Raw genomic sequence first — 6,477 nt, forward strand, 5'->3', positions numbered from 1 at the left:
ACCCTCTATCGGCCGGCCGTCGAAACGGATCTCGCCGCGCTTGGCGTCCAGCAGCCGGAGCAGCGCCTGGCCGAAGGTGGTCTTGCCGGAACCGGATTCGCCGACCAGCCCAAGTGTCTCGTGGCGGCAAAGTTTCAGGTCGAGATCGTCGACGGCGACCAGCTCGCGCCAGTCCGGTTTCAGGAATGTGCCGTGGCGCAGCGTGAAGCAGACGCGCACGCCGTTCGCCTCGAGGATCGTGCCGGACCCATCGGGCAGCGGCTTCGGCCGGCCATGCGGTTCGGAAGCGAGCAGCCGCTGCGTGTAGGGATGTTGCGGGTCGGCGAAAAGCCGCTCGGTGACGTTGTGCTCGCGCATCTCGCCATGCTGCATCACATAGACATAGTCGGAGAACTTGCGCACCACGGTGAGGTCGTGAGTGATCAGGATCACCGCCATCCGCAATTCTTTCTGCAGATTGCGGATCAGATTGAGGATCTGCGCCTGCACCGTGACGTCGAGCGCTGTCGTCGGCTCGTCGGCGATCAGCACGTCGGGATCGTTGGCCAAGGCCATGGCGATCATCACGCGTTGCCGCTGGCCGCCCGAGAGCTGGTGCGGATACTGCTTGAGCCGCGCTTCCGGTTCGGGGATCTGCACATGCTTGAGAAGCTCGAGCGCCCGCGCCCAGGCTTGCCTGCGGCTCACCTTGCGGTGCACCCTGATCGCCTCGACGATCTGGCTGCCGACCGTGTAGATCGGATTGAGCGAGCTCATCGGCTCTTGGAAGATCATCGAGATACGGTTGCCGCGCAGTTTGCGCCGGGCGCGTTCCGGGAATTTCAGGATGTTTTGCCCGAGATAGTCGACGCTCGACCTCGGCGACACGGTCGCTCGCCGCGACAGCAGTCCCATGACGGTGCGCGCCGTCACCGACTTGCCGGAACCGGATTCGCCGACAATCGCGATCGTCTCGCCGCGATAGAGCTGGAAAGAGACATCCTTCACCGCCTCGACGATGCCGTGCTCGACCTTGAAGGCGACCTCGATGTTGCGGGCGTCGATGACGGGCTGGTCATGGCGTCCGTCATGGTCATGCCGGACGGCGGGTGCGAAGCTGTCGGCGAGCGCGATCGTCGTCATTCCTTGCACCTCAATAGGGATCGACGGCGTCGCGCAGGCCGTCGCCCAGCGCGTTGAACGCAAAAACGGTGATCAGCACGAAGCCGACCGGCGACAGGATCCACGGATAGGTGCCGATGACCGAATAGGTCGCGGTGTCCTGCAGCATCAGACCCCACGAGATCAGCGGCGGCTTCACCGCGAAGCCGAGGAAGCCGAGGAAGGATTCGAGCAGCACCACCGTCGGGATCGCCAGCGTCACCGCGACGATCACGTGGCTCATCACATTGGGGAAGATATGCTGCATGATGATGCGCCGGTCGGTTGCGCCGACCGCCATGGCGGCGCGAACATAGTCGATCCGCGCCAGCGCCAGCGTCTTGCCCCGCACCTCGCGCGACATCTGCGCCCAGCCCAGCGCCGACATGACGATGATGACGAAGGCGAGGAAGACGTTGGTCGGCGCGGTGACCGGAATCAGCGTCGTCAGCGCGAGATAAAGCGGCAATTGCGGGAAGGCGAGCACAAGCTCGACGAAGCGCTGCATCCAGACGTCGAACTTGCCGCCGAAATAGCCCGAGACCATGCCGACGGTGGTGCCGATGACGGTGACGATGAAGACGACGGTGAGCGCGATCATCAGCGAGACGCGCGAGCCGTGGATGGCGCGCGACAGCACGTCGCGGCCGAACTTGTCGGTGCCGAGGAAATGGACCGGCTGGCCATCCATCGAGCCAAAAAAATGCCGGTTCGCCGGGATGAGGCCGAAAAGCCGGTAGGGCGCGCCCTCGACGAAGAAGCCGAGCAGCCGCGGATGGTCGTAATCCGGGCCGACGATCGGCTGGAAGGTGACCGGATCGAGGTCGGCCGATTCGGCCAGCGCATAGATCCTCGGCCGCGCAACGAAATTGCCGTCCTTGTCGTGGAAGGTTGGCACCTCCGGCGGCGCGAAGGCGATATCGGTCGCCTTGGGGTCCAGAGGCGCCAGGAATTCCGCGAAGACCGCCATCATCAGCAACAGCACGACAAGGCAAAGCCCGGCCATACCGGTCCAGGAGCGCCTCAGCCGGCGCCAGACCAGCGCGATGTAGCTTTCATTGCCGTGTGCGGGCTGGCTCACCGCTCCTTCGGCCCGCGGTGGGGGTGAAGGGTCGCGCGCCAGCATCTAATGTTCCCCGAACTGGCGCACGCGCGGGTCGAGAAGGGCGAGCAGCATGTCGGCGATGATGTTGCCGACGATCAGCGTCGCCGACAGCACCATCATGAAGGTTGCCGTCACATAGACGTCGCCGACGGCCATCGAGCCGACGATCGCCGGCCCGACGGTGGGCAGCGCGAAGATGATCGCCGTCTCGATCTCGCCGGTCAGCATGTAGGGCAGCACCACGCCCTGATACATGACCAAAGGATGCAGCGCGTTGGGCACGGCATGGCGCATCACGACCGCGCCGCCGGTCAGGCCCTTGGCTTTCGCCGTCTCGACATATTGCGCGTTGAGCGTGTCGAGCAGGTTGCCGCGCATGACGCGCATGTTGTAGGCGAGGCCGCCGAAGGTCGCGATCGCCACAACCGGCCAGACATGTTTCACCAGGTCGACGAACTTCGCCCACGACCATGGCGCGCCGCCATATTGCGGCGAGAAGAACGAGCCGATCTCCGAGACGTTGAACTGGAAGACCAAGAGATAGACGATGATCAGCGCCATCAGGAAGCGCGGCACCGTCATGCCGAGGAAGGAGATGGCCGAAAGCGTTGAGTCGATCCAGGAATACTGCCGGGTCGCCGCCCATATGCCGAAGGTTATGCCGAGTACCGAGGCGAGCAGATGGCAGACCAGCGCCAGAAGCAGCGTGCGCGGCAGCCGCTCGCCCACCACATCGGCCACCGGCTTGTTGTAGTAGAGGCTGTAGCCGAAATCGCCGCGCGTGACGATGCCGCCGATCCAGTTGAGATACTGGACGGGCAATGGCTTATCGAGGCCGTGTTCGACACGGTAAGCCTGAGCCTGCGCTTCGGCCTCGGCGTAGGAGGCGCCGCCCTGGTTGATCAACTGCGAGCGGATATAGTCGGCGTAGTCGCCCGGCGGCGCCTGGATGATGGCGAAGGTGACGAGGCTCAAGATGGCGAGGACGGGAAGCGCCGACGCTATGCGCATGAGCAGGAATCGCAACATCGGGGGTCCGCTTTCCTTTCTTCCCGGTCGCTCCCTGGGCGTCACCGGAGATTTGGCTTTGTCCGGCCGCGCCAGCTGGCGCGACCGGAGTTCTCTTCGTCAGGGAGGTTAACTAGTTCATCGGCCCCTTGTCTCCGGGCTTGCCGGGAAGCTCCTCGGGGAAGAGTTCATATTTCCCCTGCTTGTCGGCCGCGACGAAGACGCGTTCGCGTATGATCGAATCCTCGGCCCAGTTGAACATGAAGATCGGTGTTCCCTGCGGGATGTTGGAGAAGCGCTTGTTGACGATCAGCGCGCCTGGATATTCCGTCAGGCCGACATTGTAGACATTTTCCGTCGAGATCTTCTGGAACTTCTTCATCAGGTCGGCGCGCTGATCGTTGTCCTGCGTCGAGACGAACTTGTTGACGATGTCGATGAGGTCTTTCTCGAACGGCATCAGGTCGACCTCGCCGTTTTCCGGCGCGCGATGGTTCCAGCTGGTCTTGGGGCCGACCGGCGCGAGTTGCTCGGTGTTCTGTACCACCGACGTCAGCTCGGTGTCGTTGCGCCGGATCAGCCAGTCGAAGCGGCCGGAATATTCGGCGGCGTCGCGCTGGGTGCCGTTGAGCCCGTTGAGCACGACCCGTAGCCCAAGCTTTTCCATCTGGGCGACCACGCCCTCGGCGAGGCTCTTGTCGGTCGTGTAGTCGTTGTTGACCAGCATCACGATCTCGACATTCTTGCCGCCGGCGGTGCCTGCCGGGAAGTTCACGAAGCCGTCGCCGTCCGTGTCCTTGAGGCCGGCCTTGGCAAGCTCGGCCTTGGCGCCTTCGAGATCGAAGGGATAGTAGACGGTCGACTTGCGGTCATAGAAGCTGGTGCCGGATGAAAAGCCGCCGGGATAGATGGCGGTGAACGGTCCCTTGACCAGGGAATCGCCGAGCGCCTTGCGATCGAACGCCATGGTGACGGCCTTGCGGAAGTCCTCGTTGCGGTTCAGTTCGCGCAGCGCCTGACCGCGCTCGTCCGGGTTGCCCCAGCCATTGGCGGAGAAGTTGAAGCGCAGATTGTAGCCGATGAGGCGCGGGCCGAAGGCAAGGCGCGCGGGCGCGTTCTTCTCAGCGGCACGCTTCAGCGAGGCGACGAAGTTCTCCGGCTGCTCGAGATTGGAAAAGTCGCCCGAGCCCGCGACCGCCTGGACATCACGGTCGGCCCAGGTCGACAGCTTGTATTGCAGCTCGTTGAGGTAAGGCAGCTGGTTGCCCTTCTCGTCGACCTTCCAATAGTAAGGGTTGCGCCGCATGACGATGATGTCGTCAGGCCGGTATTCGACCGGCACCCAGGCCCCCATCACCGGCATGTTCATAAATTCCGGCGGGAAGGCGTTCTTGAACTGGTCGTAGGTATTCTTCGAATATTTCGGATGCTGCGGCTTCAATATGTGCGAGGGGCCGGGGCAGAAGGTGCCGTAGGCCATCGCATAGAGATACTGCCTCGGGAACGCCTCCTTGAACGTCCATTCCACCGTGTAGTCGTCGACCTTCTTCAGCGTCGTGCCGACGCCGAAGGTTTCGGGCGTCGCGCCGTTCAGCGGCGAGACGTTCGGGTCGACGACCTCGTCGTCCCAGTAGAACATGACATCATCGGCGTTGAAGGGCACGCCGTCCGACCATTTGGCGCCTTCGACGAGATGCATGGTGAGCTTGTGGCCGTCCTTCGACCATTCCCAGTTCCTGGCGAGGTTCGGCAGAGGCTCGGTGTCCTTTGCATCGACCTGGAACAGTGGCGCGGTGCGTGTCAGGCATTCGGAAAGCGCGATGTCGATGCCGCCCCAGCCTTGCGTCTGGCCAGCGCTGTAGTTCCAGCCTTCCGGCCTGCCGCCGATGACATGGCGCATCGTGTCGCCATAGACGCCGATGCCGTCCGGCATGTTGGCGGTCTTGAAGACCAGCGGCTCCTTGGGCAGCCGGTCCATGAGCGGCGGCAGCTTGCCGGTCTTGACGTATTTCTCGGTCACCCAGTCGGGCTCGCGATATTCGGGCAGCGCCTTGAACTCCAGGATGGAGTCGCGCGCCACATACTTGATTTTGCCTTCGGCCGGGAACGTTGCCGGCTGCGGCGGCACCGTCGGCTCGGAAGCGATAGCGGTGAGTGCCGGAACTGAAACGCCGAGCATCAATCCGGCGGCAATGCCAATTCTGCGTAAGGTCCTCATTGTCTCCTCCCACATGATCAGGACTTGTTCTGCTTTCGGCCCGTTATTCCAGACGGCTGAACTGGCAGACCCGCCTCCCGGGGCCGCCTCCATGTACGAGCTTCAGCCGGCCTGTTTGAGTGCCGCCTTTTCGGCGCGCAATTCCTCGATCGAGCGCACGTTTCGCCGCGCAGCCCCCGCCCATTCGCGGGTCTTGACCCTGGACTTCGAAAGCCGCTCCTTTGCCGCCGGAACAGCATTGGCGTATTGCGGCAGCCAGGCGGCCTGCGCGACGACCATCTCGTCCACCATCTGCCAGACCTCCTCCGGCGTCGACACCGCGCCGACCAGCGGGTCGTGCAGCACGGCGAGCTTCAAGAGGTCGATGTCGCCGGCGATCGCCGCATGCACCGACATGCGCTGGACGTTGATCGAGGATATGCAGGTGGCCGCACATGCCTCCGGCAGCGTGATGCCGGCAGCCATGTTGATGCCGAAGCGGTCGACGAAGCCGGGCGACTCGATGATGGCGTCCTGCGGCAGGTTGGTGATCACGCCGTTGTTCTTCACGTTGAAATGGCCGCGATAGACGCGGTTGGTCTCCAGCGCCTCCAGAATGTGGCTGGCATGCTCGTTGGAGCGCTTCGCGGGATCGAGCGGATTCGACGCCGCTTCGAGAAACTGCGGATATTCCGTCTCGAACCAGTTGCGGGTCTCGGTCGAGTAGCGGAGGTAGCCGCCGGTCTCGCCGTGGATCCAGTCGGACATGTCGATCCAGCGCGTGATCTCGTCGGGGCGCTTGCGGTACCAGGGCAGATATTCCGACAGATGCCCGTTGCTCTCGGTCGAATAGACGCCGAAGCGCTTCAGCACGTCGATGCGCAGCTTCTCCTGCTTCGAATAGACTGGATGCGCTTCGAAAGCGGCGATCAATTCGTCCTTGCCGATCGGCCGGCCGTTCAGCCGCAATTCGATGAACCAGGTCTGGTGGTTGATGCCGGAACAGACATAGTCGAGTTCCTTGGGC

The 6,477-nt window shown here is 63.3% G+C and carries 4 protein-coding genes and 1 pseudogene; all 5 read right to left on the reverse strand.

All coding sequences use genetic code 11. The annotated features are described in order from the left end of the window. On the reverse strand, nt 1-1,122 hold a 1,122-nt coding region (locus tag EOA29_RS21285; RefSeq protein WP_145969729.1), incomplete at its 3' end, for an ATP-binding cassette domain-containing protein. 10 nt (nt 1,123-1,132) lie between these two features. After that, a complete protein-coding gene (locus EOA29_RS21290) occupies nt 1,133-2,266 on the reverse strand; it encodes an ABC transporter permease (protein WP_127221422.1) in 1,134 nt (377 codons plus the stop codon). Continuing rightward, the gene (locus EOA29_RS21295; RefSeq protein ID WP_127221424.1) at nt 2,267-3,274 is read right to left on the reverse strand and encodes an ABC transporter permease; all 1,008 of its coding nucleotides are present in this window, start codon (nt 3,272-3,274) and stop codon (nt 2,267-2,269) included. It lies immediately after the preceding gene. Nucleotides 3,275-3,386: 112 nt separating this feature from the next. Further along, nucleotides 3,387-5,471, reverse strand: coding sequence for an ABC transporter substrate-binding protein (locus EOA29_RS21300; RefSeq protein ID WP_127221426.1), 2,085 nt, complete (start codon nt 5,469-5,471; stop codon nt 3,387-3,389). Nucleotides 5,472-5,573: 102 nt separating this feature from the next. Then, nucleotides 5,574-6,477 (reverse strand): annotated as a pseudogene (locus EOA29_RS21305) (alpha-glucosidase/alpha-galactosidase); the annotation flags it as partial.

This window comes from Mesorhizobium sp. M1E.F.Ca.ET.063.01.1.1 (assembly GCF_003998155.1).
GTDB lineage: Bacteria > Pseudomonadota > Alphaproteobacteria > Rhizobiales > Rhizobiaceae > Mesorhizobium.

What these genes read in the sequence shown, in the direction of transcription:
- EOA29_RS21295 (WP_127221424.1), bottom strand. Translation starts at nt 3,274, where the DNA reads ATGTTGCGATTCCTGCTCATGCGCATAGCGTCGGCGCTTCCCGTCCTC.
- EOA29_RS21300 (WP_127221426.1), bottom strand. Translation starts at nt 5,471, where the DNA reads ATGAGGACCTTACGCAGAATTGGCATTGCCGCCGGATTGATGCTCGGC.
- EOA29_RS21290 (WP_127221422.1), bottom strand. Translation starts at nt 2,266, where the DNA reads ATGCTGGCGCGCGACCCTTCACCCCCACCGCGGGCCGAAGGAGCGGTG.